Consider the following 25,592-nt stretch of genomic DNA (forward strand, 5'->3'; position numbering starts at 1 on the left):
GCTAAATGATCTCTACCTTGCGACGTGGCCTGTTGGTGTTGTTCGCGGCCTTGCCGTTGATGGCTAACGCCGTGGCGGCGCCTTCCGCGCACGATCTGGTCCAGGACACCACCAACCGTATGCTGGCCGATCTGGCCGCCAACAAAGAAAAGTACAAGCAGGATCCGCAGGATTTTTATACGGCGCTGAACACCATTGTCGGGCCTGTCGTGGATGCCGAGGGCATTTCCAAGAGCATCATGACGGTCAAGTACTCGCGCAAAGCCACGCCTGCGCAAATGAAGACCTTTGAAGAGAACTTCAAGAAGGGCCTGTTCCAGTTCTATGGCAACGCCTTGCTCGAGTACAACAACCAGGGCATCACGGTTGAACCTGCCAAGGACGAGTCGGGTGACCGTACGAGCGTCGGCATGACCGTCAAGGGCAGCAGCGGCGCGATCTACCCGGTGTCCTACACCCTGGAAAAGGTCGGTGGCGAGTGGAAACTGCGCAACGTCATCATCAATGGCATCAACATCGGCAAGCTGTTCCGCGATCAGTTCGCCGATGCGATGCAGCGCAATGGCAACGACCTGGACAAGACCATCAATGGTTGGGCCGGGGAAGTCGCCAAAGCCAAGGAAGCCACCGACAAGTCTAAAGGGCAGCAGGCCCAATGAGTGAGTCGGCCATCATGATGGACGACTCCGGCGAGCTGCGGCTAAGCGGTGTGCTGGACTACCGCACCGGTCCTGCCCTGCGTGAACAGGGGCAGGCGCTGATCAAGGCCAGCGAGGCCCCGGCGCTGGTGGTCGATTGTTCTGCGGTGACCAAGTCCAGCAGTGTCGGTCTGTCGTTGCTGTTGTGCTTCATGCGCGATGCACGGGCGACCGGCAAGACGCTGAGCATCCGCGGGATGCCGGAAGACATGCGCGAAATCGCTCAGGTCAGTGAGTTGACCGAGCTGTTGGAGCAACCCTAACCCGCATCTATAAAGAAGCCCCCCGTCAGAGTCCTGCTTCGCGGGGTTCGCAGGCGCGGGGCTTTTTTGTATGATGTCCGACCCGCGCGCACAGGGCGCCGATTGAGGTTGAGCATGCAGGCCGTAGAAGTTAAAAGCTTCCTTGAAGGAAAGCTGCCAGGAACGCTGGTGGAAGTTGAGGGCGAAGGCTGCAATTTCCAGCTGAACGTGATTAGCGATGAACTGGCGGCATTGAGCCCGGTCAAGCGTCAGCAGCAGATCTATGCCCATTTGAACCCATGGATCACCGATGGCAGCATCCATGCGGTCACTATGAAATTTTTCAGCAGCGCGGCCTGGGCCGAGCGCACCTGAGCCCAAGGGCGTCGAGATTCTTATGGATAAATTGATTATTACTGGCGGTGCTCGTCTTGACGGCGAAATCCGCATCTCCGGGGCAAAGAACTCTGCCCTGCCGATCCTGGCTGCCACGCTGCTGTGCGATGGTCCGGTGACCGTTGCCAACCTGCCGCACCTGCACGACATCACCACCATGATCGAACTGTTCGGTCGCATGGGGATCGAGCCGGTGATCGACGAGAAACTGGCCGTCGAAATCGACCCGCGCACCATCAAGACCCTGATCGCTCCGTACGAACTGGTTAAAACCATGCGTGCATCGATCCTGGTGCTGGGCCCGATGGTTGCCCGTTTCGGTGAAGCCGAAGTTGCACTGCCTGGCGGTTGTGCCATCGGTTCGCGTCCGGTTGACCTGCACATCCGCGGCCTGGAAGCCATGGGCGCGATCATCGACGTCGAAGGCGGCTACATCAAGGCCAAGGCCCCTGAAGGCGGCCTGCGCGGCGCTCACTTCTTCTTTGATACCGTCAGCGTGACCGGTACCGAAAACATCATGATGGCAGCGGCGCTGGCCAAGGGCCGTAGCGTACTGGCTAACGCCGCGCGCGAGCCTGAAGTGGTCGACCTGGCGAACTTCCTGAACGCCATGGGTGCCAAGGTTTCCGGCGCCGGCACCGACACCATCACCATCGATGGCGTCGAGCGTCTGCACACCACCACTTACAAAGTGATGCCTGACCGTATCGAAACCGGTACCTACCTGGTTGCCGCTGCCGTGACCGGCGGTCGCGTAAAGGTCAAGGACACCGATCCGACCATCCTCGAAGCCGTTCTGGAAAAACTTCGGGAATCGGGTGCGGAAATCACCACCGGTGAAGACTGGATCGAGCTGAACATGCACGGCAAGCGGCCTAAAGCCGTCAACGTGCGGACCGCTCCGTATCCGGCGTTCCCGACGGACATGCAGGCGCAGTTCATCTCCCTCAACGCCATTGCCGAAGGCACCGGTGCGGTGATCGAGACGATCTTCGAAAACCGTTTCATGCACGTTTACGAACTGCACCGCATGGGCGCCAAGATCCAGGTCGAAGGCAACACCGCCATCGTCACCGGCACCGAAAAGCTCAAGGGCGCGCCAGTCATGGCCACCGACCTGCGTGCTTCGGCCAGCCTGGTGATTTCGGCGCTGATCGCCGAAGGCGACACCCTGATCGACCGCATCTACCACATCGACCGTGGTTACGAGTGCATCGAAGAGAAACTGCAGATGCTGGGCGCCAAGATCCGTCGCGTTCCGGGCTAGTCGTTGCAGATGGGGCACAGGGAGGTGCCCATTGGTTTTCAAGTCGAGCCGGTTTCCGGCTCGATGCGTGTCCGGCGCCGATTGTGACCGGGCATAAGATTCCTGATTAAGGGCTGACGTTTCCCATGCTGACTATCGCACTGTCCAAGGGCCGCATCCTTGACGACACCCTGCCGCTTCTGGCTGAAGCGGGCATTGTGCCGACCGAGAATCCGGACAAGAGCCGCAAGCTGATCATCCCCACGACCCAGGACGATGTTCGTCTGCTGATCGTGCGTGCCACCGATGTGCCGACCTATGTCGAACATGGTGCCGCCGACCTGGGTGTCGCCGGTAAGGATGTGCTGATGGAATACGGCGGCCAGGGCCTGTATGAGCCACTGGACCTGCAAATTGCCCAGTGCAAGCTGATGACCGCCGGCAAGGTCGGCGCGGTCGAGCCCAAGGGCCGCCTGCGTATCGCCACCAAGTTCGTCAACGTTGCCAAGCGCTACTACGCCGAACAGGGCCGCCAGGTTGACATCATCAAGCTGTACGGCTCGATGGAGCTGGCACCGCTGATTGGTCTGGCCGACAAGATCATCGACGTGGTCGACACCGGCAACACGCTGCGGGCCAACGGCCTGGAGCCCCAGGATTTCATTGCTGCCATCAGCTCTCGCCTGATCGTCAACAAGGCCTCGATGAAAATGCAGCACGCCCGTATCCAGGCGTTGATCGACACCCTGCGCAAGGCAGTGGAGTCTCGACACCGCGGCTGATTCACCAGCGCGACCTTGAGTCGCGCCCGTCTATCCGCCTCATAGCCAGAATTCTCAGGTGCCCAAGCGGAACGACTGCTAAGTTAGGGCGCCTGAGTTTTTTGCCAATTCTATGAGGCTCTCGCTATGACCGCACCGACTGCAATTCGCCGACTCAACGCTGCTGATCCGGATTTCGCACATCATCTGGATCATCTGCTGAGCTGGGAAAGTGTGTCTGACGACTCGGTCAATCAGCGCGTGCTGGACATCATCAAAGCCGTGCGCGAGCGTGGCGATGCGGCGTTGGTGGAATTCACCCGCCAGTTCGACGGGCTGGACGTCGCCTCCATGACCGATCTGATCCTGCCGCGCGAACGCCTGGAACTGGCGCTCACTCGTATCACCGTGGCGCAACGCGAAGCCCTGGAAAAAGCCGCGGCCCGCGTGCGCAGCTATCACGAAAAGCAGAAACAGGACTCCTGGAGCTACACCGAAGCCGACGGCACCGTGCTGGGCCAGAAGGTCACGCCGCTGGATCGCGCAGGCCTGTACGTGCCGGGCGGCAAGGCGTCGTATCCGTCGTCGGTACTGATGAACGCGATTCCGGCCAAGGTCGCCGGTGTGACCGAAGTGGTCATGGTGGTGCCGACTCCACGGGGTGAAATCAACGAACTGGTGCTGGCCGCTGCCTGCATCGCCGGAGTGGACCGGGTGTTCACCATCGGTGGCGCTCAAGCCGTCGCCGCGCTGGCCTACGGCACCGAAAGCGTGCCGAAGGTCGACAAGGTGGTGGGGCCGGGCAACATCTATGTGGCCACCGCCAAGCGCCACGTGTTCGGCCAGGTCGGTATCGACATGATCGCCGGGCCGTCGGAGATCCTTGTGGTATGCGATGGCAAGACCGATCCGGACTGGATCGCCATGGACCTGTTCTCCCAGGCCGAACACGACGAAGACGCCCAGGCGATTCTGGTCAGCCCGGATGCCGCGTTTCTCGACCAGGTCGCCGCCAGCATTGCCAAGCTGCTGCCGACCATGGACCGCGCCGCCATCATCGAAACCTCGATCAATGGCCGCGGTGCGCTGATTCAGGTCCGTGACATGGAACAGGCCATCGAAGTCGCCAACCGCATCGCGCCGGAGCACCTCGAGTTGTCGGTCGCCGACCCACAGGCCTGGCTGCCGCAGATCCGTCACGCCGGTGCGATCTTCATGGGCCGTCACACTTCCGAAGCCCTGGGCGATTACTGCGCAGGTCCAAACCACGTGCTGCCGACTTCCGGTACTGCCCGGTTCTCGTCGCCGCTGGGCGTGTACGACTTCCAGAAACGCTCGTCGATCATCTTCTGTTCCGAGGCCGGTGCCTCTGAGCTGGGCAAAACCGCCTCGGTACTGGCCCGTGGCGAATCGCTGAGCGCCCACGCGCGCAGCGCCGAATACCGTATTCTCGATGAACAGAAGGGGAACTGAACATGAGTAAATTCTGGAGCCCGTTCGTCAAGAATCTGGTGCCTTACGTACCGGGTGAGCAGCCGAAGCTGGCCAAACTGGTGAAGCTCAACACCAACGAAAACCCGTATGGTCCATCGCCGAAAGCCTTGGCTGCGATGCAAACCGAACTGAACGACAACCTGCGTCTGTACCCGGACCCCAACAGCGACCTGCTCAAGAACGCCGTTGCGAAATACTACGGCGTACAGAGCAATCAGGTATTCCTCGGTAACGGGTCCGACGAAGTCCTGGCGCACATCTTCCACGGGCTGCTGCAGCACGATCAGCCGCTGCTGTTCCCGGACATCAGTTACAGCTTTTATCCGGTTTACTGCGGGTTGTACGGCATCAAGTTCGACGCTGTGCCGCTGGACGAGCAGTTCCAGATCAACCCGGCGGACTACGCCAAGCCGAACGGCGGGATCATCTTCCCCAACCCGAACGCACCGACCGGTTGCCTGTTGGCGCTGGACGCCGTCGAGCAGATCCTCAAGGCCAGTCCGGATTCGGTGGTCGTGGTGGACGAGGCTTACATCGACTTCGGCGGGGAAACGGCGATCAGTCTGGTGGACCGTTATCCGAACCTGCTGGTGACGCAAACATTGTCCAAGTCCCGTTCTCTGGCCGGTCTGAGGGTCGGTCTGGCGGTTGGGCATCCGGACCTGATCGAGGCGCTGGAGCGCATCAAGAACAGCTTCAACTCCTATCCGCTGGATCGCATGGCGAATGTCGGCGCGGCGGCGGCGTTCGAGGATCGCGAATACTTCGACAAGACTTGCCGGTTGGTGATCGAGAATCGCCAATGGGTTGTCGCGCAACTACAGGCCAAAGGGTTTGAGGTGCTGCCGTCGGCGGCAAACTTCATCTTCGCCCGTCATCCGCAGCACGATGCGGCGGGGCTGGCGGCGAAGCTGCGTGAGCAGGGTGTGATTGTCCGGCACTTCAAGCAGCAGCGGATTGCGCAGTTCTTGCGGATCTCGATTGGTACGCCGGATCAGAATCAGGCGCTGATCGACGGCCTCGGCGACCTATGATCCAAAACTAACCCCTGCAGGAGCGAGCTTGCTCGCTCCTGCAGGGGAATGTATTAGCTGTTTACTCTTCTTCTTTCTCTTTGACCGGCGCGGGCGGCGGGCGCAGGCCGATTTCCGCCGTGAGCTTGAGTTCCTTGCCGTTGCGCATCACCTGGACCACAACCTTGTCGGTCGGCTTGATCCGTGCCACCTGGTTCATCGAACGGCGACCATCGCCCGCTGGCTCTCCGTCGATGGAGAGGATCACGTCCCCCAATTGCAGGCCCGCCTTCTGGGCTGGGCCGTCGCGGAAAATTCCGGCGACCACAATGCCCGGGCGCCCCGACAGACCAAAGGATTCCGCCAGCTCCTGGCTCAATGGCTGTACCTCGATGCCTAGCCAGCCACGAATCACCTGGCCGTGCTCGATGATCGACTTCATCACCTCCATCGCCAGTTTGACCGGGATCGCGAAACCGATGCCCTGGGAGCCGCCGGACTTGGAGAAAATCGCCGTGTTGATACCGGTCAGGTTGCCGTTGGCGTCCACCAGCGCGCCGCCGGAGTTGCCGGGGTTGATGGCGGCGTCGGTCTGGATGAAGTCTTCGTAGTTGTTCAGGCCCAACTGATTGCGCCCGGTGGCACTGATGATGCCCATGGTCACGGTCTGGCCAACGCCGAACGGGTTGCCGATGGCCAGCGCGACATCACCGATGCGGATGTTGTCGGAGCGACCGACAGTGATCGAAGGCAGATTCTTCAAATCGATCTTCAACACCGCGAGATCGGTTTCCGGGTCGCTGCCGATCACCCGGGCCAGGGTTTCACGACCGTCCTTGAGCGCCACCACGATCTGGTCGGCGCCAGTGGTCACATGGTTGTTGGTCAGGATGTAGCCTTCCGGGCTCATGATCACGCCGGAACCGAGGCTCGATTCCATGCGCTTCTGCTTGGGCGAGTTGTCACCGAAGAAACGCCGGAACTGCGGATCTTCAAACAATGGATGGTTGGGTTTGTTGATGACTTTGGTGGTGTACAGATTCACCACCGAGGGCGCGGCGGTAATCACCGCTTCAGAGTAGGACACCGGACCTTGCTGCATGCTCGTGGTTTGCGGGGCTTGTTGCAGATTGACGTCGAGGCTCGGAAGCCCGACCCACTGCGGGTAACGCTGGATGATTAACAGAGCGACAAGCACGCCGGCCAACAACGGCCAGCCGGAAAAACGCAGCGCCTTGAGCATTAAGCACGTCCTGAGAGGTTGCAGGCGGTTAGAGACCGCCCATAATGTCGCGCATTATACGAGGCCGCGCGCGCCTCTGAACGGGATATTTAGGAGTCTTTTATGGCCGTCGCCCTGAGCACACTCGTCGAAGAAGCCGACCGTTACCTGAACAGTGCAAAGATTGCCGATTATTGCCCTAACGGCCTGCAGGTCGAGGGTCGGCCGCAAGTGATGCGCATTGTCAGTGGCGTTACCGCCAGCCAGGCATTACTCGATGCCGCCGTCGAAGCCAATGCCGATCTGATACTGGTGCACCACGGCTACTTCTGGAAGGGTGAAAACCCGTGCATCACCGGCATGAAGCAGCGCCGCTTGAAGACCCTGCTCAAGCACGATATCAGCCTGCTTTCGTACCACCTGCCGCTGGACCTGCACCCGGATGTCGGCAATAACGTGCAGCTGGCGCGGCAACTCGACATCACCGTCGAAGGCCCGCTCGATCCCGACAACCTGAAAATCGTCGGCCTGGTCGGCTCGTTGAGCGAACCGATGACACCCCGGGATTTCGCCCGCCGCGTGCAGGAAGTCATGGGCCGCGAGCCGTTGCTTGTTGAGGGCAGCGCAATGATTCGTCGCGTTGGCTGGTGCACCGGTGGTGGTCAGGGTTACATCGACCAGGCGATCCTGGCGGGTGTCGATCTGTACCTCAGCGGTGAAGCCTCCGAGCAGACTTTCCACAGCGCCCGGGAAAACGACATCAGTTTCATCGCCGCCGGCCACCATGCGACCGAACGCTATGGCGTCCAGGCGCTGGGTGATTACCTGGCACGGCGGTTTGCCCTGGAACACATCTTCATCGATTGCCCCAACCCGATCTGACCTGAATTATGGGTGCACACCTGTAGGAGCTGGCTTGCCAGCGAAGACGGCCTCAGAACCGCTGCAAGACTTAAGGACGCTTTCGCTGGCAAGCCAGCTCCTACAGATAAGGGAAGGGCCAAACGGGCAGGCATATTCATATGCTCTTTCGATCTAGTTGGCGTCCTGATTAGAAGAGGTCGCTGTGCTAGGATCCCCGCTCGAACACGGCCCGCTGGCCGTTCATAAGAAAGCTTTCGTGAGTAGCCATGGTCGACAAACTGACGCATCTGAAACAGCTGGAGGCGGAAAGCATCCACATCATCCGCGAGGTGGCCGCCGAGTTCGACAACCCGGTGATGCTGTACTCCATCGGTAAAGACTCCGCCGTGATGCTGCATCTGGCACGCAAGGCGTTCTTCCCGGGCAAGCTGCCGTTTCCGGTGATGCACGTCGACACCCGCTGGAAGTTCCAGGAGATGTACGCCTTCCGCGACAAGATGGTCGCCGAGCTGGGCCTGGACCTGATCACCCACGTCAATCCGGACGGCGTGGCGCAGAACATCAACCCGTTCACACACGGCAGCGCCAAGCACACCGACATCATGAAGACCGAGGGCTTGAAGCAGGCACTCGACAAGCATGGTTTCGACGCAGCCTTCGGTGGTGCCCGTCGCGATGAAGAGAAATCCCGCGCCAAGGAGCGTGTGTACTCGTTCCGCGACAGCAAGCACCGCTGGGACCCGAAGAACCAGCGCCCCGAGCTGTGGAACGTCTACAACGGCAAGGTCAACAAGGGCGAGTCGATCCGCGTCTTCCCGCTGTCGAACTGGACCGAACTGGACATCTGGCAGTACATCTACCTCGAAGGCATCCCGATCGTGCCGCTGTACTTCGCTGCCGAGCGTGAAGTCATCGAGAAGAACGGCACCCTGATCATGATCGACGACGAGCGCATCCTCGAACACCTGAGCGAGGAAGACAAAGCCCGCATCGTCAAAAAGAAAGTGCGTTTCCGTACCCTTGGTTGCTACCCGTTGACGGGCGCGGTGGAGTCCGAGGCCGAAAGCCTCACGGACATCATTCAGGAAATGCTCCTGACGCGAACTTCCGAGCGCCAGGGCCGTGTCATCGACCACGATGGCGCAGGCTCGATGGAAGATAAAAAACGCCAGGGTTATTTCTAAGGGGTTGTCATGTCGCACGCATCTGATTTGATCAGCGAGGACATCCTCGCCTACCTGGGCCAGCACGAACGTAAAGAGCTGCTGCGCTTTCTGACCTGCGGTAACGTCGACGACGGCAAGAGCACCCTGATCGGGCGCCTGCTGCACGACTCCAAGATGATCTACGAAGATCATCTGGAAGCGATCACCCGCGACTCGAAAAAAGTCGGCACCACCGGCGAAGACATCGACCTGGCATTGCTGGTCGACGGCTTGCAGGCCGAGCGTGAGCAAGGCATCACCATCGATGTCGCCTACCGCTACTTCTCCACCGCCAAGCGCAAATTCATCATCGCCGACACTCCCGGCCATGAGCAGTACACCCGCAACATGGCCACCGGTGCATCCACCTGTGACCTGGCGATCATCCTGGTTGACGCCCGTTACGGCGTGCAGACCCAGACCCGTCGCCACAGCTTCATCGCCTCGTTGCTGGGCATCAAGCACATCGTCGTCGCCATCAACAAGATGGACCTCAAGGACTTCGATCAGGGCGTGTTCGAATCGATCAAGGCCGACTACCTGCAGTTCGCCGAAGGCTTGAAACTCAAGCCAACCAGCATGCACTTCGTACCGATGTCGGCGCTCAAGGGCGACAACGTCGTGAACAAGTCCGAGCGCTCGCCGTGGTACACCGGCCAGTCGCTGATGGAAATCCTCGAGACCGTGGAAGTGGCGGGTGACCGCAACTTCACCGACCTGCGTTTCCCGGTGCAGTACGTCAACCGTCCAAACCTGAACTTCCGCGGTTTCGCCGGCACCCTCGCCAGCGGCATCGTCAAGAAGGGCGACGAAGTCGTAGTCCTGCCGTCGGGCAAGAGCAGCCGCGTGAAATCCATCGTCACCTTCGAAGGTGAGCTGGAGCATGCCGGCCCGGGTCAGGCAGTCACGCTGACCATGGAAGACGAAATCGACATCTCCCGTGGCGACCTGCTGGTTCACGCGGATAACGTGCCGCCAGTCACCGACAGCTTCGAAGCGATGCTGGTGTGGATGGCTGAAGAACCGATGCTGCCGGGCAAGAAATACGACTTCAAGCGCGCCACCAGTTACGTACCGGGCTCCATTGCCAGCATCGTCAACAAGGTCGACGTGAACACCCTGGAGGAAGGTCCGGCCAGCGCGCTGCAGCTGAACGAAATCGGCAAGGTCAAGATCGCGCTCGACGCGCCGATTGCCCTCGATGGTTACGACAGCAACCGCACCACCGGCGCTTTCATCATCATCGACCGCTTGACCAACGGCACCGTCGGTGCCGGCATGATCGTCGCTCAACCCCTGGCCCATGGCACCAGCACGCACCACGGCAAACTGGCCCACGTCGCCACCGAAGAACGCGCCCAGCGCTTCGGCCAGCAACCGGCCACCGTGTTGTTCAGCGGCTTGTCGGGTGCGGGCAAAAGCACACTGGCCTATGCGGTTGAACGCAAGTTGTTCGACCTGGGCCGTGCGGTGTTCGTGCTCGATGGCCAGAACCTGCGTCATGACCTGAACAAAGGTCTGCCACAGGATCGTGCCGGGCGCACCGAGAACTGGCGTCGCGCCGCGCACGTGGCGCGTCAGTTCAACGAAGCCGGTCTACTGACTCTCGCGGCGTTCGTTGCACCGAGTGCCGAAGGTCGTGAGCAGGCCAAAGAGCTGATCGGCAAGGAGCGTCTGCTGACGGTCTACGTCCAGGCTTCGCCGACAGTGTGTGCCGAGCGTGACCCGCAAGGCCTGTACGCAGCGGCCGGGGATAACATCCCGGGCGAGTCCTTCCCGTACGACGTGCCGCTGGATGCCGATCTGGTGATCGATACCCAGTCCGTGTCGCTGGAAGAAGGTGTCAAGCAGGTGCTGGAGCTGCTGCGCAAGCGTGGCGCGATCTAAGCGCTAGCCAGAAAAAAGAAACCCGCCGATGAGTGATCACCGGCGGGTTTTTTGTTGCCTTGAAATTGCTATCGCTGGCAAGCCAGCTCCCACAGGTTTCTCCGCCGTACACAATATTTGTGTTCACTGAAGATCACTGTGGGAGCTGGCTTGCCAGCGATAGGGCCGGAACATTCACTGAGTTACTTTGCGGGATACTCCCGATGCATCTGCCCCAACAACGCATCCTTGTCCTGCCACAACTGGTTGATCCAACCCTGGAACTGCAAGCGGTACTCGCCATCCTGGTCATAGTTCTTGCCGATGAACTGCGGCGGAATGTTCAGTTCCTGAAAATGCACCACCACATCCCTCACATTCCCGCACAGCAGGTCCCAGAAGCCGGGACGACCCGCCGGATAATGGAGGGTCACGTTGACGATCGATTCCAGCTGCTCGCCCATCGCATCCAGCACAAATGCAATGCCACCGGCCTTGGGTTTGAGCAGATATTTGAACGGTGACTGTTGCCGGGCATGCTTGCCTTCGGTGAAGCGTGTGCCTTCAACGAAGTTGAAAATACCGACCGGGTTATTGCGGAACTTTGCGCAGGTCTTGCGGGTGGTTTCCAGGTCCTTGCCTTTCTTCTCCGGGTGCTTTTCCAGATACGCCTTGGAGTAGCGTTTCATGAACGGAAAGCCGAGTGCCCACCACGCCAGTCCAATCACCGGCACCCAGATCAGTTCTTGCTTGAGAAAGAACTTCAACGGCTGGATGCGCCGATTGAGCACGTATTGCAGCACCAGAATATCAACCCAGCTTTGATGGTTGCTGGTGATCAGGTACGAGTGCTGATAGTCGAGGCCTTGCAGGCCGGTGATGTGCCAGCGCGTTCGGCGGACCAGATTCATCCAGCCCTTGTTGAGACTGATCCAGGCTTCATGGGTATGGCTCATCAACCAGAGTGCCAGACGTTGGGTGGCGGCGAACGGCAATACCTTGACCAGCGCCACACAGAACAGAAACGAGCAGAGCAAAATCGTATTCAGCGCCAACAGCAGCGCGGCGATCACGCCGCGCACGGGGGCAGGGAGAAAATCCAGCATTTAAACATCCATGGGTCGGTTGGCTGCCTGAATCGCGGTCAGGGCGATGGTGTAGACGATGTCATCGACCTGCGCACCGCGCGGCAAATCGTTCACCGGTTTGCGCAGGCCTTGCAGCATCGGTCCGAGGCTGACGCAGTCGGCGCTGCGCTGCACGGCTTTGTGGGTGGTGTTGCCGGTGTTGAGGTCCGGGAACACGAACACCGTGGCGCGACCGGCCACCTGACTGTTCGGTGCGAGTTGCCGGGCCACGGTTTCGTTGGCGGCGGCGTCGTATTGCAACGGGCCGTCAATCAGCAGCGAGTGTTGCTGTTCATGGGCGAGCAAGGTCGCCTCACGCACCTTCTCGACTTCTTCGCCACTGGCCGACTCACCGCTGGAGTAACTGATCATCGCCACCCGTGGCGTGATACCGAATGCCGCCGCCGAGTCCGCGCTTTGCAGGGCAATCTCCGCCAGTTCGCTGGCACTTGGGTGCGGGTTCATCACGCAGTCGCCGTAGACCAGCACTTCTTCCGGAAACAGCATGAAGAATACCGACGACACCAGGGTGCAGCCCGGCGCCGTTTTAATCAGCTGGAGGGCGGGACGGATGGTGTTGGCGGTGGAGTGAATGACGCCCGATACCAGGCCGTCGACTTCATCCAGCGCCAGCATCATGGTGCCGATCACCACGGTGTCTTCCAGTTGTTGCTCGGCCATTGGTGCGTTGAGGCTTTTGCTCTTGCGCAGCTTCACCATCGGCTCGACGTAGCGCTCGCGGATCAGGTCCGGATCGAGAATCTCCAGCCCCGGTGGCAGTTCGATGCCCTGGGCGCGGGCGACAGCTTCGACGTCGGCCGGTTTGGCCAGCAAAACGCAGCGGGCAATGCCACGGGCCTGGCAGATCGCCGCTGCCTGTACGGTCAATGGCTCGCTGCCTTCGGGCAGGACGATGCGCTTGTTGGCGGTCTGTGCGCGCTGGATCAGCTGATAGCGGAACACCGCTGGCGACAGGCGCATTTCCCGTGGCGTGCCGCAGCGCTGGTGCAGCCAGTTGGCATCCAGATGGCTGGCGACGAAATCGGTGATGATCTCCGCGCGCTCGCGGTCGTCGATCGGGATTTCCTTGTTCAGGCCGTTCAACTGGTTGGCGGTGTCGTAGGAGCCCGTGCTCACCGACAGCACCGGCAGGCCGGCCTGCAAGGCGCCACGGCAGAGGTCCATGATGCGCGGGTCGGGCAGGGTGTCACTGGTCAGCAGCAGGCCGGCCAGGGGCACGCCGTTCATGGCCGCGAGGCTCACGGCGAGGATGATGTCGTCGCGATCGCCGGGGGTCACCACCAGTACGCCAGGCTTGAGCAGCTCCACGGTGTTGCGCATGGTGCGCGCGCAAATGATGATTTTGGTCATGCGCCGGGTTTCATAGTCGCCGGCGTTGAGTACCTGGGCGCCCATCAGATCGGCGACGTCGCGCGTGCGCGGGGCGTTCAGTTCCGGCTGAAACGGGATACAGCCCAGCAGACGGAAATCGCCACTGCGCAACAGTGGCGAATGCTCGTTCAGGCGTGCAGCGAAAGCCTCCATGCTCTCCTCGGTCTTGACCTTGTTGAGGATCACACCGAGGACTTTCGGATCTTTCGGACCGCCGAACAATTGCGCCTGCAACTCCACACGGCCGGACAATTCGGTCAGCACTTCGTTTTCCGGTGCCGACACCAGGATCACTTCGGCATCGAGGCTCTTGGCCAGGTGCAGGTTGACCCGTGCGGCGTAACTGGCGCTGCGGGTCGGCACCATTCCCTCGACGATCAGCACATCCTTGCCGATGGCAGCCTGCTGATAGAGGGTGATGATTTCTTCGAGCAACTCATCCAGCTGACCATCGCCGAGCATCCGCTCGACATGGGCCAGGCCCAGCGGTTGCGGTGGTTTCAGGCCGTGGGTGCGGGCCACCAGTTCGGTGGAGCGCTCAGGTCCCGTATCACCCGGATGCGGCTGGGCAATCGGTTTGAAAAAGCCGACCTTGAGGCCGGCCCGCTCGAGGGTACGCACCAGCCCCAGGCTGATGGAGGTCAGGCCCACACCAAAGTCGGTGGGAGCGATAAAAAAAGTTTGCATGCGGATTCTCTGGAGGTGCATGGCAAGGGTGACGGCCCAGGACGGGGCGACCACCGAAATTCAGTCGCCAAGGTTATCGCTAACCGAGCCTTGTGCGCACCAACCGCAATCAAAGGGTTGGCCTATTTTTTCATGGCGCTGCAAAGGGTCCATGACCCAGGCCCGGGATTGCCAGGGCGGCTGATGGCGCAGGTGTTGGGTATGGCCGCAGGAAAGTTCGGCCACCCAGTGGCCGTCTTCGTCCTGATGAAAGCCTGTGATCGTCGCACCCCGTCTGTCCGGGTTGTGTTCGCTTTCGGGCGATTGCTTCGCTAAACTGGGTCTTTCATCATTCTTTTGCAAAAGGTCTCGCCCCATGCTGATCGCCGCCAATAAGGCTGTCTCCATCGACTATACCCTGACCAACGACGCTGGTGAGGTCATCGACAGCTCCGCCGGCGGCGCGCCGCTGGTCTACCTGCAAGGCGCAGGCAACATCATCCCGGGCCTGGAAAAGGCCCTGGAAGGCAAAGCAGTCGGCGACGAGCTGACCGTAGCCGTTGAACCTGAAGATGCCTACGGCGAGTACGCGGCCGAACTGGTCAGCACCCTGAGCCGCAGCATGTTCGAAGGCGTCGACGAGCTGGAAGTGGGCATGCAGTTCCACGCTTCCGCTCCGGACGGCCAGATGCAGATCGTGACCATTCGCGACCTGGACGGCGACGACGTTACCGTTGACGGCAACCACCCGTTGGCTGGTCAGCGCCTGAACTTCCAGGTCAAGATCGTTGCTATCCGTGATGCCAGCCAGGAAGAAATCGCCCATGGCCACGTCCATGGCGAAGGTGGCCATCACCACTGATTTTCTGCGCTAAGCTCAGATAACTGGAGAGGCGCCCTGAGGGCGCCTTTTTAGTCTGCGGCTGTCCGAGGCGACACCGCCAAGTGGCTGTTTCGAGAAGAACACGGGAATCTGGAGTACGTCATGAGTGCTTTTCACGACCTTAATTTGACAGCCCTGAATGGTCAGGCGCTACCTCTGGCGCCTTTCAAGGGGCACGTCGTGCTGGTGGTCAACGTTGCCTCCAAATGCGGCTTGACCCCACAGTACGCGGCGCTTGAAAACCTGTACCAGCAATACAAGGGCAAGGGTTTCAGCGTGCTGGGCCTGCCGTGCAATCAATTTGCCGGGCAGGAGCCTGGTTCCGAGCAAGAGATTCAGGCGTTTTGCAGCCTCAACTATGGCGTGACCTTCCCGTTGTCCAGCAAGCTGGACGTCAATGGTCACGAACGTCATCAGCTGTACAAGCTGCTGGCGGGCGAGGGTGCCGAATTCCCTGGTGACATCACGTGGAACTTCGAAAAGTTCCTGCTGGGTAAAGACGGGCGCGTACTGGCGCGCTTCTCGCCACGTACTGCTCCGGATGATCCAAGCGTCGTTCAGGCGATTGAAAAAGCCCTGAGCTGACCCGCTCTTTGTGGGAGCAATGCTTGCTCGCGATGACGTCGGCACATTCAACCCAGATGTTGCCTGACAGACCGCTATCGCGAGCAAGCTTTGCTCCCACAAGCTTTTAACCCTTAATCACCCAAATCAATAGTACTGTTAAGTGCTTGCGAACCTCCATATTATCGCCGTCATAAAGTCTATTCCCGTGGAGCGCTCACATGCCCGTCAAAGCCCTGTTCAAACCGTTCCACCTCGGCACCCTCGAACTGCCGACCCGTGTCGTCATGGCACCGATGACCCGTTCGTTTTCGCCGGGTGGCGTACCCAATTCCAAAGTGATCGAGTACTACCGCCGTCGCGCCGCGGCTGGCGTAGGCTTGATCATTACCGAAGGCACCACTGTTGGTCACAAGGCTTCCAACGGTTACCCGAATGTGCCGCACTTCTACGGTGAAGCCGCGTTGGCCGGCTGGAAAAAAGTCGTCGACGCCGTACACGCCGAAGGCGGCAAGATCGTTCCGCAGTTGTGGCACGTGGGCAGCGTGCGTCGTATCGGCACCGAGCCGGACGCCAGCGTGCCAGGCTACGGTCCGTCGGAAAAAGTGAAGGATGGCAATGTCGTGGTTCACGGCATGAGCAAGCAGGACATTCAGGATGTAATCGCCGCGTTCGCCCAAGCAGCCAGGGATGCCCAGAGCATCGGCATGGACGGCGTGGAAATTCATGGTGCCCACGGCTATCTGATCGACCAGTTCTTCTGGGAAGGCAGCAACCAGCGTACCGACGAATACGGCGGCAGCCTGGCCAACCGTTCGCGCTTCGCCATCGAGTTGATTCAGGCGGTGCGTGCGGCGGTCGGTGAAGGCTTCCCGATCATCTTCCGATTCTCCCAGTGGAAACAGCAGGATTACACCGCGCGGCTGGTACAAACGCCCGAGGCGTTGGGCGAGTTCCTCAAGCCGTTGTCCGACGCTGGCGTGGATATTTTCCACTGCTCGACACGCCGTTTCTGGGAGCCGGAATTCGACGGCTCCGAATTGAACCTGGCCGGCTGGACCCGCCAACTGACCGGCAAGCCGACCATCACCGTGGGCAGCGTCGGCCTGGACGGCGAGTTCCTGCAATTCATGGTCAACACCGACAAAGTGGCACAACCGGCCAGCCTGGAAAAACTGCTGGAACGTTTGAACAATGATGAATTCGACCTGGTGGCGGTGGGGCGTGCATTGCTGGTGGACCCCGACTGGGCACAGAAAGTGCGCGACGGCCGCGAGGAAGACATCCTGCCGTTCAGCCGTGAGGCGTTGATGACGCTGGTTTAAGCAGCAACTGGAAAATACTTTCGCGAGCAGGCTCGCTCCCACAGGGTTTGTGTTTAACGCAGATCCACTGTGGGAGCGAGCCTGCTCGCGAAGACTGGCTCAACATCGCCGAAGATTTCAGAGGACGGTCGGTGCATTCGGGATCGCAACCTCACCCACACAAGCCCCCCGCAACTGCCCCTCGAACTGCTCGATAATCGCCGCCCAGCCCTGGCGACTGGCATGCTGGCGCGCATTGAGGCGCATGCAGCGCAATGTTTCGCGCTCCTCCAGCAACCACGCCGCCGCATCGCAGAACGCTTCTTCGTCCCCGGGCATCGCCAGCACGCCGTTGTAGCCATGGCGAATATGCTGCGCCGCCGCCGCCTGATCGTAAGCCACCACCCCAAGTCCGGAGGCCAGCGCCTCGAGCACTACGTTGCCGAAGGTTTCAGTCAGGCTCGGAAACAGAAACACATCTCCTGACGCATAGTGACTGGCTAGGGCCTCACCCCTTTGGCTGCCGCAGAAAATCGCTTCGGGTATTTCGCTTTCCATGAGCAGGCGTTGCGGGCCGTCGCCCACCACGATCAGCTTCAGGGTGCGTTGTGGATAAGTTGACTTCAACCGGTCGAAACAACGTTTGAGCAAACCCAGATTTTTCTCCGGTGCCAAACGTCCTACATGGATGACGGCAATGTCGTTCTCGCCCAGTCCCCATTGTTCGCGCAACGCATTCAAACGTTTGGCCGGATGAAACAACTGGCTGTCGACGCCGCGAGACAGCAGCGCCAGACGCTCGAAATGCCGCCGCTCCAGCTCCATCCGCTGGCTGACGCTGGGTACCAGCGTCAAGGTCGAGCGATTGTGGAACCAGCGCAGGTAGTGGGTCAGCAGGCGCGTCAGTAACCCGAGCCCGTACTGGCTGGAATACTGTTGAAAATTGGTATGAAAGCCGCTGACCACCGAAATGCCCAGGCGTCGTGCCGCGCGCAGTGCCGACAGCCCGAGCGGTCCCTCGGTGGCGATGTACAGGACATCCGGGCGGTGACGTTTCCAGCGTCTGAGCAGCTTGTGCATCGACGACTGCCCCCATTGCAGGCCGGGATAGCCCGGCAGCGGCCAGCCGCGGCACAGCAACAATTCATCGTCGCCGCCCGCCGAAGGATCACCACCCTGGCGCGGTCGCACCAGCTCGACCTGATGCCCGCGCGCGCGCAAACCGTCGCACAGGCGACCAAGGGTATTGGCCACGCCGTTGATTTCGGGAGGGAAGGTTTCGGTGATCAGGGTGATATGCAGAGCTGTCGTCATGACCTCAGTGTCAGCTGAGGCCATGTCGCCGTTGTGACGGTCAGATGATGGATTTATGAACGCTTTTGTGGGTATGGCTCAGCGCTGGCTCACCAGGTTCTCGGCCCCACGCTCGCGCACCCAGAACAAGGTCGCCCCGGCCACGGCAGCCGGCATCATCAGGATGTTGACCACCGGAATCAGCAGCACCAGATAGACGATCCCGCCGAAGCTCATGCTCTGCCAGCGCTTCTGCCGCAGCCAGGCGAGCATCTCGTTCCAGCCCAGCTTGTGGTTGTCCGCCGGGTAGTCGATGTACTGGATCGCCATCATCCAGACACCGAACAGTAGCCAGAGCGGCGCGGCGATGATGTTCACGACGGGGATGAACGAGAGGATGAACAGCCCGATTGCCCGCGGCAGGAAGTAACCAAGTTTGCGCATTTCCCGGCCCAGGGTCCGCGGGATCATGGCGATCAGCTCGCCCCAGCTGAAAGCCGGGAAGTCGTCGGTGCCGCGCACCACCACTTCGACCTTTTCCGCCAGGAAGCCGTTGAACGGTGCGGCGATGACGTTGGCGAGCATCGTGAAAGTGAAGAAAACCATCAATGTCACGAGTACCACGAACAGCGGCCACAGCACATAGCTGAGGAAACTCAGCCAGTCGGGCAGGGAAGGCATCAGCGAATCGACCCACAGGCTGAATTGATGGCCAGCCAGATAGATCAATCCGACGAACAGCACCAGGTTGATTGCCAGCGGCAACAACACAAACAAACGCAGGCTTGGGCTCAAGACCAACTTGAGACCTTCGCGCAGGTATTGCGGGCCGGACAGTACAGGGGCGGGCATAACGTGCTCCGAGCAGAGGGAAAACGCGCCGACCTTACCGGCTTTGCCTGACGGGCGAAAGCGCGGCAGCGGTATCGACATTAACTGTAACAAAGGCGCCTTGTTCATCGCGCCGACGGGATAGAGACCACCTATGAGCTGGATTGTTAAACCGTATTTCCTTAATCTTCGCCCCCTCGATACGCTGCACCCATTCTTTTACAGGACTGTCGAGTTCAAGCCTTCCCCAAGTGCTTTCAATGGTCCTTTTTTATTCCCGCCGGCAACCCGGCGTTCCGCGCCAGGTAATTCCGGGCCGGTCAACAGGAGCAGGTCATGTCTGAAGTCCGTCATTCGCGAGTGATTATTCTCGGTTCCGGCCCTGCCGGTTACAGCGCTGCGGTCTATGCCGCCCGTGCCAACCTCAAGCCACTTTTGATCACCGGCATGCAGGCCGGCGGTCAACTGACCACCACCACCGAAGTCGACAACTGGCCGGGCGATGTCCACGGCCTGACCGGCCCGGCGTTGATGGAGCGCATGAAAGAGCACGCCGAGCGCTTTGAAACCGAGATCGTCTTCGATCACATCAATGCCGTGGACTTCGCTTCCAAGCCGTACACCCTGATCGGTGACAGCGCGACTTACACCTGCGACGCCCTGATCATCGCCACCGGTGCCAGCGCTCGCTACCTGGGCCTGCCGTCGGAAGAAGCCTTCATGGGCAAAGGCGTTTCGGCCTGCGCCACTTGCGATGGTTTCTTCTATCGCAATAAGCCAGTGGCTGTGGTTGGCGGCGGCAACACCGCTGTTGAAGAAGCCCTGTACCTGGCCAACATCGCCAGCACCGTGACCCTGATTCACCGTCGCGAAACCTTCCGCGCCGAGAAAATCCTGATCGACAAGCTCAATGCCCGGGTTGCCGAAGGCAAGATCATCCTGAAGCTGAACGCCACCCTGGACGAAGTCCTGGGCGACAACATGGGCGTGACCGGTGCGCGTCTGAAGAACAACGACGGCAGCTTCGACGAAGTGAAGGTCGACGGCGTGTTCATCGCCATCGGCCACACCCCGAACACTTCGCTGTTCGAAGGCCAGTTGACCTTGAAGGACGGCTACCTGGTTGTGCACGGCGGCCGTGACGGCAACGCGACGGCCACCAACCTCGAAGGTATCTTCGCGGCGGGTGACGTGGCTGACCACGTCTACCGTCAGGCCATCACCTCGGCTGGCGCCGGTTGCATGGCGGCACTGGATGCCGAGCGTTATCTGGACAATCTGCAGAACGCTTGATTCTGTAGAAACAAGAAAACCGGCTTCGGCCGGTTTTTTTGTGCCCTCGATTCCATGTTCGATCAAATCTGTTGTAGGAGCGAGCCTGCTCGCGATCACGGTGATTCAGTCGACCTCAATGTTGAATGAAAAATCGTCATCGCGAGCAGGCTCGCTCCTACAGGGATTGTGCGTTCAAATCAGTTTTGCCAGGCACGCCTCAAGAATATCCAAACCCTCCTCCAGCACAGCCGCCTCGGTCGTCAGCGGCGCCAGCAACCGAATGATGTGCCGCGACTTGCCGCTCGGCATCAGCAACAAACCTGCATCCCGCGCCAGTGCCAGCAATTGCGTGAGCTGTGCTGGAGCAGGTGTACCGTCGGCGTTCGCCAATTCAATCCCACGCATCGCGCCAACGCCGGTCAAGCGCCCGAGGTACGGTGACAGGTTGCGATCACGCCAGGATTGGTAACGGCTGACAATCGCCTCTTCCTGCTGCGTGCCCCAGGCTTGCAGATGGGGATCGGTCATTTCATCCAGGGTCGCCAGCGCGGCGGCGCAGGCGATGGGGTTGCCGGAATAGGTGCCACCCAGGCCGCCCTTGGGCAAGGTGTCGAGCAGCGACTTGCGTCCAACCACCGCCCCCAGCGGCACGCCGCCAGCGATGCTTTTGCCGAGCAGGATCAGGTCCGGCTCGATGCCCAGTCGCGAGAATGCAAAGCGCTGGCCGGTGCGGCCGAAACCGGACTGGATTTCATCGGCGATCAGCACAATGCCTTTCTCGTCACACAAGCGCCGCAGTGTCTGGGCGAATGCCACATCCAAGGCGAGGAAACCCGCTTCGCCCTGCACCGGCTCGACAATAAAGCAGGCCACGTCTTCGATGTCGATTTCGACGCTGAACAGGCGCTCCATGGCCTTGAGCGCTTCGGCGCAGGTCACGCCATTGTCCTGGCTGGGGAAGGGCAGGTGATACACCGGCCCCGGCAATACGCCGACTTTCTGCTTGTAGGGTGCGACTTTGCCGTTGAGATTTAGGGTAGCCAGCGTACGGCCGTGGAAGGCGCCGTCGAAGGCAATCACTGCCGTGCGACCGGTCGCGCCACGGACGATCTTCAGCGCATTTTCGGCCGCTTCGGCGCCGCTGTTGGTGAGCATGCCGCTGACCGGGTAGTTCACCGGAATGAAGCCCGACAGGCGATCCATGAGTGCGATATAAGGCGTATGAGGCGCGGCGTTGAACGCATAGTGAGTCAGCCGCGTGGCCTGATCTTGAATGGCTGCGACAATGCGTGGATGGCAATGGCCGAGGTTCAGCACGCCGATGCCACCAACAAAATCGATGTAGCGTTTGCCATTCGTGTCCCAGACCTCGGCGTTTTTACCGTGGCTGAGCGTGACAGGGTGAACGATGTTGATCGACTGACTGATGGTTTCGCTGCTCATGGATGACCGGCTCGGAAGTGGGAGGACTTCTTTTTATCTAAGCCGTGAGCAGTGCTGGCCGGCAAACGAAATAAAGTCGCCGGGTCAATCTTAAAAGTGGGGATGTGTCGCAGAACATCTGTAGGAGCGAGCCTGCTCGCGATGATCGCCAGCGATAACGCTGGCTACCTGAAACCCCGCGGTGTTCTTGCGTCCATCGCGAGCAGGGTTCAGGTTCACAGCCGGGTTTGGTTCAACGGCGGGTCAGCGGTTGCTGGGTGAATTTCACCCCGGCCAGACCATGGGCCATCAACGCACGGATATTGCCGTGATCGCTGCCTTCGGGCGTGGCCAGCACCGAACGGTAATGCTCGCCGAAAGCCAGCAGTGCTTCGTCATCGCTCAGGCCTTCCAACAGTGCCAGACCCAGGGTCTTGCACGAGCCTTCGTTCTGCCCTGCCGCGTTTTCCACGCCGCCGTTGTTGAATGCCTGTGGCTGATAGTCGTAGCCGGCGGCAATGAACGCCAGGGTATCGGCAAAAACGTGTTCGCCGCTGTTGAAGCTGGCGCGCAGGGTATTCAAATCACTCATGGGTTTTTCCTTTGGCGAACGCCGCTTGTTGATCGGCGCTGGCTTCTTGCTGAAATTGGGCTTTCCACTCGGCGTACGGCATGCCGTAAACCACTTCGCGGGCTTCATCGAGGCTGACATCGATCTGGCGTTCGTCGGCAGCGGCCTTGTACCACTTGGACAGGCAGTTGCGGCAGAAACCCGAGAGGTTCATCAGGTCGATGTTCTGCACATCCTTGCGGCTGTCCAGGTGGGCCACCAGTCGGCGAAAGGCGGCGGCTTCGAGTTCGAGGCGTTCTTGATCAGTCATGGGGGTCTCTGCGAGACAGCTGCAAGCCACAAGCTTCAAGCTGCAAGATGGGTTTCGGTGGCTTGTAGCTTACCGCTTGAAGCTTGAAGCTTGAAGCTTAGCGGCTTGCCGCAAGCGTAATCGACACCGACTCTGCAAACCTCAGGGCGTGAGGCTTGTCGACTTCGACCTCGGCGTACAGCACCGACTCGTTGGCCATGACCAGGTCCAGCAGTTCCTGGGTCAGGCGTTCGAGCAGGGCAAAGCGATTGCCCTCGACATGCGCAATGATCGCCTTGGTGATGGTCCGGTAGTTCAGGGCATGGTCGATATCGTTGTCACGCACCGCGTCCTGGGCCGCGTAGAGGATGGTCAGGTTGATCAACACATCCTGCTTGTTGAGGATTTCGTCCTCATTGATGCCGATGTAGGTGCGCAGGCACAGGTCCTTGACCCGAATGCGTGCCATGCCTGGTTGAAGTTGTGGCATTACGTCTTGCTCCGTCCAATCAATTGCAGGAACTCCTGGCGGGTATTGCTCGACTCGCGGAAAGCGCCGAGCATCACCGAGGTGTTCATGGTCGAATTCTGTTTCTCGACGCCGCGCATCATCATGCACATGTGTTGGGCTTCGATGACCACGGCAACGCCAGCCGCACCGGTGACCTTTTGCACCGCCTCGGCGATCTGCCGGGTCAGGTTTTCCTGGATTTGCAGGCGACGGGCGAACATGTCCACCAGTCGTGCAATCTTCGACAGGCCCAGCACCTTGCCCGTTGGAATATAAGCCACATGCGCCTTGCCGATGAAGGGCAGCATGTGATGTTCGCAGAGCGAGTAGAGCTCGATGTTGTCGACGATCACCATTTCATCATTGTCGGAGGCGAACAGCGCACCGTTGACGATTTCTTCAACGCACTGTTCGTAGCCATGGCAGAGGTACTGCATGGCTTTGGCAGCGCGCATCGGGGTGTCGAGCAGGCCTTCGCGGTCGGGGTCTTCACCCACGCCGATCAGGATCTCGCGATAGCTTTCGGACAGGGCGTTCCGGGGCAGGGATAGCGTCATGGAAGATCCTCGCGGGGCACTATTTGATGTGCCTTCCGCCGTTGACGGTCAGGGTTGTGCCGGTGACATAAGGGTTGTCGAGCAAATAACGCAGGCTTTGGTAAATCACTTCGCTGCCCGGCTCGATGCCCAGCGCGGATTTGGCCAGCGCCTTGGCGCGGTAGGCCGCGTCGTCATCAGGGTTGAACATTAGCAGGGCCGGGGCGATTGCGTTGACCTTGATGCCAGGCGCGTACTTGGCGGCAAAGGACAGGGTCAGGTTTTCGAGTCCGGCTTTGCTGGCGCAGTAGCCGATGTGCCGGCTGCTGCCCTTGCGGGTCACGTCATCGCTGATGTGGACGATGTCGGCCGGGTTCGAGCGTTCGAGCAGATCAGCGCAATGCAGATTGATCAGATAGGGCGCCAGCATGTGCACATTGAACATGCGGGTGAATGCCGTCGCATCGGTGTCCGGGGTTTCGGCCAGCCACTCGGAGGCGTTATGGACAATCGCCCGCAGGCTGTCGGCATGGGTTTTCAGTTCGCCGATGAAGGCGAAGATCCCGGCTTCGGTGGAGAAGTCTGCAAACACCGCCGTCGCCCCCAGGTCGCGCAGGACTTGCACGCCGGGACGTTCACTGCGGTAGCTGAAGATCACGCGATGGCCGTCTTCGAGCAATCGCTGCGCACAGTGCAGGCCGACACGCTGGCCGGCACCGGTGATAAGGATTGGGGCTACCGAGGAATTCATGAACGGCTCGCGTCGCGGTGAGAGCAAAACTATACCAGCGACAACAGCGGACTACCTATGGGTGCAGCGTCCTCTGTGGGAGCGAGCCTGCTCGCGAAGGCGATTCTATTCGCGACATCTGTGGCCTGCGTAACAATCAATGTCTTGAATCATGACGGGGCGGCAGGGGTACAATGGGATCCAAACAAAAACACGGACGCCAATCCGCTGATGCCTGTCCTGACTGACGTTGCTACCGCTAAGTCGCCTATGCTCTCTCTTGAACGGGAAGAGCTCTTTCCCATTCGCGAAGTGGCGCGGCTGACGGGCGTCAACCCGGTCACGCTTCGCGCATGGGAACGGCGTTACGGTCTGATCGTTCCCACGCGTACCGAAAGCGGACATCGTCTGTACTCCATGGCCGATATCGAGCGTGTGCGCAGTATCCTCGAGTGGATCGAGCGCGGCGTGGCGGTGAGCAAGATCGGCAAGATCCTGGCCAAGGCTGCACCGCTTGAAGCACTGTCGCACTTCATCCCCAATGACCTGGTACACGCCGACTACGCGCAATGGCAGCAGCAAGTGCAGGCTGCAGTAAGTGCTTTCGACGATGTTCAGCTGGAGCAGGTCTACGGACAGATCTTTTCCACTTACTCCCAGCCGGTGGTGTTCCAGGACATCCTTGTCCCGCTGTGGAAACAATTGCTGCAACGCCAGGACTCATTCGGCCGGACCAGTGAGTGGCTGTTCCTGGACGGTTTTCTGCGGTCACGGGTTTTGCAGCGTTTGCTGTTGATCCGCGACAAGCAACCAAGGCGAGTTCTCGTCAGTGCCCTGGCAGGCCAGTGCCGGGAACTTGAGTTGTTGGTTGCCGCCCTGTTCCTGAGCAGCGGACATACCGGCGTGCGCGTGTTGACCACCGGCCAGCCGTTCGACGAATTGACGCTGGTCTGCGATCGAATCAAACCCCAGGCGCTGGTGCTGTTTTCCAATCATGTACCCACCCCTGATCTGTCACGGCGTTTGAATCGCCTGGCGATGAGCCTGGAGTGTCCGGTGATGCTGGCTGGCGATGCGTCCGATCTCGCTCAGGACAGTCTGGCCGGATCGTCGATTGGCTGCCTGGGGAACGAAGGCACGGTGATGCGCCAGCGACTGAAACAGTTTCTGGCGGGCAACCTGGATACTTGA

Annotated in this window: 27 protein-coding genes; 15 read left to right on the forward strand and 12 right to left on the reverse strand. The window is 60.1% G+C overall.

Features of this window, described 5'->3' with window-relative positions:
• The first annotated feature begins 5 nt into the window (after positions 1–5).
• From BJ917_RS24490 to hisC, 7 genes are all read left to right on the forward strand, one after another.
• Positions 6–659 carry a phospholipid-binding protein MlaC gene (locus tag BJ917_RS24490; protein WP_096513432.1) on the forward strand — a complete coding sequence of 218 codons (654 nt, stop codon included), beginning with the start codon at positions 6–8 and terminating at the stop codon, positions 657–659.
• Positions 656–961: a lipid asymmetry maintenance protein MlaB gene (locus tag BJ917_RS24495; protein ID WP_096513431.1), complete on the forward strand. Its 306-nt coding sequence runs from the start codon at positions 656–658 to the stop codon at positions 959–961. Before BJ917_RS24490 ends, BJ917_RS24495 begins: the two co-directional genes overlap by 4 nt.
• 114 nt (positions 962–1,075) lie before the next feature.
• Positions 1,076–1,315, forward strand: a complete 240-nt coding sequence (locus BJ917_RS24500) for a BolA family protein (protein ID WP_007912386.1) — start codon at positions 1,076–1,078, stop codon at positions 1,313–1,315.
• 22 nt (positions 1,316–1,337) lie between these two features.
• Positions 1,338–2,603, forward strand: a complete 1,266-nt coding sequence (murA, locus tag BJ917_RS24505; protein WP_096513430.1) for a UDP-N-acetylglucosamine 1-carboxyvinyltransferase — start codon at positions 1,338–1,340, stop codon at positions 2,601–2,603.
• Between the two features lie 125 nt (positions 2,604–2,728).
• Entirely contained in the window at positions 2,729–3,364 is a 636-nt protein-coding gene (hisG, locus tag BJ917_RS24510; RefSeq protein WP_007970278.1) for an ATP phosphoribosyltransferase, read from the forward strand.
• 126 nt (positions 3,365–3,490) lie between these two features.
• The gene (hisD, locus tag BJ917_RS24515; protein WP_121104994.1) at positions 3,491–4,816 is read left to right on the forward strand and encodes a histidinol dehydrogenase; all 1,326 of its coding nucleotides are present in this window, start codon (positions 3,491–3,493) and stop codon (positions 4,814–4,816) included.
• A gap of 2 nt (positions 4,817–4,818) precedes the next feature.
• Positions 4,819–5,871, forward strand: a complete 1,053-nt coding sequence (hisC, locus tag BJ917_RS24520; protein WP_121104996.1) for a histidinol-phosphate transaminase — start codon at positions 4,819–4,821, stop codon at positions 5,869–5,871.
• A 61-nt stretch (positions 5,872–5,932) separates the two neighbouring features.
• Here the strand turns inward: hisC and algW are convergent, their stop codons facing one another.
• The gene (algW, locus tag BJ917_RS24525; protein WP_096513427.1) at positions 5,933–7,093 is read right to left on the reverse strand and encodes a Do family serine endopeptidase AlgW; all 1,161 of its coding nucleotides are present in this window, start codon (positions 7,091–7,093) and stop codon (positions 5,933–5,935) included.
• Between the two features lie 102 nt (positions 7,094–7,195).
• Between algW and BJ917_RS24530 the strand changes: the two genes are divergently transcribed.
• From BJ917_RS24530 to cysN, 3 genes are all read left to right on the forward strand, one after another.
• Positions 7,196–7,954: a Nif3-like dinuclear metal center hexameric protein gene (locus BJ917_RS24530; protein WP_121104998.1), complete on the forward strand. Its 759-nt coding sequence runs from the start codon at positions 7,196–7,198 to the stop codon at positions 7,952–7,954.
• Between the two features lie 248 nt (positions 7,955–8,202).
• Entirely contained in the window at positions 8,203–9,120 is a 918-nt protein-coding gene (cysD, locus tag BJ917_RS24535; protein ID WP_096513425.1) for a sulfate adenylyltransferase subunit CysD, read from the forward strand.
• Positions 9,121–9,129: 9 nt separating this feature from the next.
• Positions 9,130–11,028: a sulfate adenylyltransferase subunit CysN gene (gene cysN / locus BJ917_RS24540; RefSeq protein WP_121105000.1), complete on the forward strand. Its 1,899-nt coding sequence runs from the start codon at positions 9,130–9,132 to the stop codon at positions 11,026–11,028.
• A gap of 182 nt (positions 11,029–11,210) precedes the next feature.
• Here cysN and BJ917_RS24545 read toward each other — a convergent pair whose 3' ends face one another.
• The 3 genes from BJ917_RS24545 to BJ917_RS24555 are packed head-to-tail and all read right to left on the reverse strand — an operon-like array spanning position 11,211 to position 14,600.
• Positions 11,211–12,113: an acyltransferase gene (locus tag BJ917_RS24545; protein ID WP_096513423.1), complete on the reverse strand. Its 903-nt coding sequence runs from the start codon at positions 12,111–12,113 to the stop codon at positions 11,211–11,213.
• Entirely contained in the window at positions 12,114–14,213 is a 2,100-nt protein-coding gene (gene pta, locus BJ917_RS24550) for a phosphate acetyltransferase (RefSeq protein WP_096513422.1), read from the reverse strand.
• A gap of 60 nt (positions 14,214–14,273) precedes the next feature.
• Complete coding sequence (locus BJ917_RS24555) at positions 14,274–14,600, reverse strand: DUF3565 domain-containing protein (protein ID WP_096515570.1); 327 nt, start codon at positions 14,598–14,600, stop codon at positions 14,274–14,276.
• On the opposite strand from BJ917_RS24555, the gene BJ917_RS24560 reads away from it, so the two are divergent.
• The 3 genes from BJ917_RS24560 (at position 14,569) to BJ917_RS24570 (ending at position 16,964) form a co-directional block, all read left to right on the forward strand.
• Positions 14,569–15,054, forward strand: a complete 486-nt coding sequence (locus BJ917_RS24560; protein WP_007942189.1) for a peptidylprolyl isomerase — start codon at positions 14,569–14,571, stop codon at positions 15,052–15,054. The two genes, BJ917_RS24555 and BJ917_RS24560, sit on opposite strands and share 32 nt — an antisense overlap.
• 123 nt (positions 15,055–15,177) lie before the next feature.
• Complete coding sequence (locus BJ917_RS24565; RefSeq protein WP_096513421.1) at positions 15,178–15,660, forward strand: glutathione peroxidase; 483 nt, start codon at positions 15,178–15,180, stop codon at positions 15,658–15,660.
• 200 nt (positions 15,661–15,860) lie between these two features.
• A complete protein-coding gene (locus BJ917_RS24570) occupies positions 15,861–16,964 on the forward strand; it encodes an NADH:flavin oxidoreductase (RefSeq protein ID WP_096513420.1) in 1,104 nt (367 codons plus the stop codon).
• Positions 16,965–17,081: 117 nt separating this feature from the next.
• Here the strand turns inward: BJ917_RS24570 and BJ917_RS24575 are convergent, their stop codons facing one another.
• Together BJ917_RS24575 and cysZ are read right to left on the reverse strand one after the other, a co-directional pair.
• Positions 17,082–18,281, reverse strand: coding sequence for a glycosyltransferase family 1 protein (locus tag BJ917_RS24575; RefSeq protein ID WP_096513419.1), 1,200 nt, complete (start codon positions 18,279–18,281; stop codon positions 17,082–17,084).
• Positions 18,282–18,335: 54 nt separating this feature from the next.
• Positions 18,336–19,088 carry a sulfate transporter CysZ gene (gene cysZ, locus BJ917_RS24580; protein ID WP_096513418.1) on the reverse strand — a complete coding sequence of 251 codons (753 nt, stop codon included), beginning with the start codon at positions 19,086–19,088 and terminating at the stop codon, positions 18,336–18,338.
• A 315-nt stretch (positions 19,089–19,403) separates the two neighbouring features.
• Between cysZ and trxB the strand changes: the two genes are divergently transcribed.
• Positions 19,404–20,360, forward strand: coding sequence for a thioredoxin-disulfide reductase (gene trxB / locus BJ917_RS24585; RefSeq protein ID WP_096513417.1), 957 nt, complete (start codon positions 19,404–19,406; stop codon positions 20,358–20,360).
• 174 nt (positions 20,361–20,534) lie between these two features.
• Here the strand turns inward: trxB and BJ917_RS24590 are convergent, their stop codons facing one another.
• The 6 genes from BJ917_RS24590 to folM all read right to left on the reverse strand — a co-directional run bounded on the left by BJ917_RS24590 (position 20,535) and on the right by folM (position 24,422).
• Complete coding sequence (locus BJ917_RS24590) at positions 20,535–21,785, reverse strand: aspartate aminotransferase family protein (RefSeq protein ID WP_121105002.1); 1,251 nt, start codon at positions 21,783–21,785, stop codon at positions 20,535–20,537.
• Between the two features lie 232 nt (positions 21,786–22,017).
• Positions 22,018–22,356, reverse strand: coding sequence for a HopJ type III effector protein (locus tag BJ917_RS24595; protein ID WP_096513415.1), 339 nt, complete (start codon positions 22,354–22,356; stop codon positions 22,018–22,020).
• A complete protein-coding gene (locus BJ917_RS24600) occupies positions 22,349–22,645 on the reverse strand; it encodes a DUF1244 domain-containing protein (RefSeq protein ID WP_096513414.1) in 297 nt (98 codons plus the stop codon). The genes BJ917_RS24595 and BJ917_RS24600 overlap by 8 nt, the downstream gene beginning before the upstream one ends.
• Before the next feature lie 97 nt (positions 22,646–22,742).
• Complete coding sequence (gene folX / locus BJ917_RS24605) at positions 22,743–23,114, reverse strand: dihydroneopterin triphosphate 2'-epimerase (RefSeq protein ID WP_096513413.1); 372 nt, start codon at positions 23,112–23,114, stop codon at positions 22,743–22,745.
• Complete coding sequence (folE, locus tag BJ917_RS24610) at positions 23,114–23,692, reverse strand: GTP cyclohydrolase I FolE (RefSeq protein ID WP_096513412.1); 579 nt, start codon at positions 23,690–23,692, stop codon at positions 23,114–23,116. Before folE ends, folX begins: the two co-directional genes overlap by 1 nt.
• Positions 23,693–23,711: 19 nt before the next feature.
• Positions 23,712–24,422 carry a dihydromonapterin reductase gene (folM, locus tag BJ917_RS24615; RefSeq protein ID WP_096513411.1) on the reverse strand — a complete coding sequence of 237 codons (711 nt, stop codon included), beginning with the start codon at positions 24,420–24,422 and terminating at the stop codon, positions 23,712–23,714.
• Positions 24,423–24,632: 210 nt separating this feature from the next.
• On the opposite strand from folM, the gene BJ917_RS24620 reads away from it, so the two are divergent.
• Positions 24,633–25,592 carry a MerR family transcriptional regulator gene (locus BJ917_RS24620; RefSeq protein WP_121105005.1) on the forward strand — a complete coding sequence of 320 codons (960 nt, stop codon included), beginning with the start codon at positions 24,633–24,635 and terminating at the stop codon, positions 25,590–25,592.

Origin of the sequence: Pseudomonas sp. WPR_5_2 (assembly GCF_003634475.1) — a bacterium.
Classification (GTDB): domain Bacteria; phylum Pseudomonadota; class Gammaproteobacteria; order Pseudomonadales; family Pseudomonadaceae; genus Aquipseudomonas; species Aquipseudomonas izuensis.